At 73.2% G+C, this 1592-nt stretch carries 2 protein-coding genes; both read right to left on the reverse strand.

The genetic code is table 11. The features are described 5' to 3' along the window. Nucleotides 1-318 (reverse strand): alcohol dehydrogenase catalytic domain-containing protein (locus tag E1265_RS36110; RefSeq protein WP_165954021.1); only part of this gene is annotated, 318 nt, incomplete at its 3' end. Then, nucleotides 315-1529 carry an aspartate aminotransferase family protein gene (locus tag E1265_RS36115; RefSeq protein ID WP_243741362.1) on the reverse strand — a complete coding sequence of 405 codons (1215 nt, stop codon included), beginning with the start codon at nt 1527-1529 and terminating at the stop codon, nt 315-317. The genes E1265_RS36115 and E1265_RS36110, both read right to left, overlap by 4 nt. Between the last annotated feature and the right edge of the window lie 63 nt (nt 1530-1592).

Below are 1592 nucleotides of genomic sequence, written 5' to 3' on the forward strand. Positions count from 1 at the left end.
ACAGGCGGCGAGCAGGGCCGTGGCCGGGCCGGCGGCCCAGAGGCTGGTGGCGAAGCCGGTGCCGCGCGCCACCGGCACGTTGGGGTCGAGGCCGACGCGGCGCCCCGGGGGCAGTTCGGGGAGGGTGGACTCCTCGACCATGCCGACGAGTTCGTGGCCGAACTGGCTGACGCCGTGCCGGCTTCCGGTGATCTCCTTGAGGTCGGAGCGGCAGACGCCGGCCAGTTCGACGCGGACCAGGGCGGCGTGTTCGCCGGCCGGGCGGGGCGGCGGGCCGGTGCGCGACTGCGGTCCGTGCGGGCCGAGTTCGACCCTCACGCGGCGGCCTCCAGCGACTCGAGGGCCGCGCCGAAGCGGTCGGCGATCAGGTGGGCCTCGTCCGGGCTGAGGATCAGCGGGGGCCGCAGCTCGATGACGTTGCCCTGGCCGTGCTCGGAGACGCGGGTGAGCAGGCCGCGGGAGTGCAGGGCGCGGTGCAGGGCGTGGGTCCTGGCGACGGCCTTGCCGCCGTCGGGTTCGACGAGTTCGACGCCGAGCATCAGGCCGAGGCCGCGGGCCTCCCCGATGACCGGGTGGTCGTCGCGGAGCGCGGTGAGCCGGTCGAGGAGGACGGCGCCGCTGGCGCGGACGTTCTCCAGGAAGCCAGGGCGCTGGATGATCTCCAGGGTCTTGACGGCGGCCGCGGCGGAGAGGGTGTGGCCGCCGTAGGTGAAGCCGTGCAGCGAGCGGTCCCAGCCGGCCATCCGCTCCTCGGTGAGGATGGCGGCCAGCGGCAGGCCGCTGCCGGTCATGCCCTTGGAGAGGGTCATCATGTGCGGGGAGACGCCGAACTGTTCGGCCGCGAACATGGTGCCGGTGCGGCCGAAGCCGGTCTGGGCCTCGTCGAAGATCAGCACGATGCCGCGCTCGTCGCAGAAGCGGCGGAGTTCGGCGAAGTAGCCGGGCGGGGGCACGATGTTGCCGCCGACGCCGCTGATCGGCTCGATCAGGAGGCAGGCGACGCTGCCGGAGCTGGCGTGGGTGATGAAGTCGTCGATCCGCTCCACGCACAGCATTCCGCAGGTGGTGGGCTCCTCGCGGTAGAAGCAGCGGTAGCAGTAGGGGTCGGGGACGTGGACGGCGCCGGGGAGCCACAGCGGGAACGGGGCGCGCATCCTGCTGTGTCCCGCCAGGCTCGCGGTGGCCATGGTCTGGCCGACCTGGCCGCGGAAGGGCACGATGACGTCGCGGCGCCCGGTGTGGTGCTGGGCGATCTTGATGGCGCCCTCGTTGGCGGTCGAGCCGCCGGAGCTGCGGAGGTTGACCCGGGTGAGCCCGGGCGGGGCGAGCGCGACCAGCTGGCGCATGACGTCGTTGGTGGGGCCGGTCTGGAAGGAGGAGCTGGCGAAGACCAGTTCCTCGGTCTGCTCGCGGACGGCGGCCATCACCTCGGGGTGGTTGTGGCCGAGGATCAGGTTGAAGGTGCCGGAGACACAGTCCAGGTACTCGCGCCCCTCCGAGTCCCAGCAGCGCACTCCTTCGCCGCGCACCAGCAGCGCGTCGCCGAGCTGGTACTGGGCGACCTGGGTGGGGTCGGCGAGGGGGTCGGGGGC

This window comes from Streptomyces sp. 8K308 (assembly GCF_004348315.1).
GTDB lineage: Bacteria > Actinomycetota > Actinomycetes > Streptomycetales > Streptomycetaceae > Streptomyces.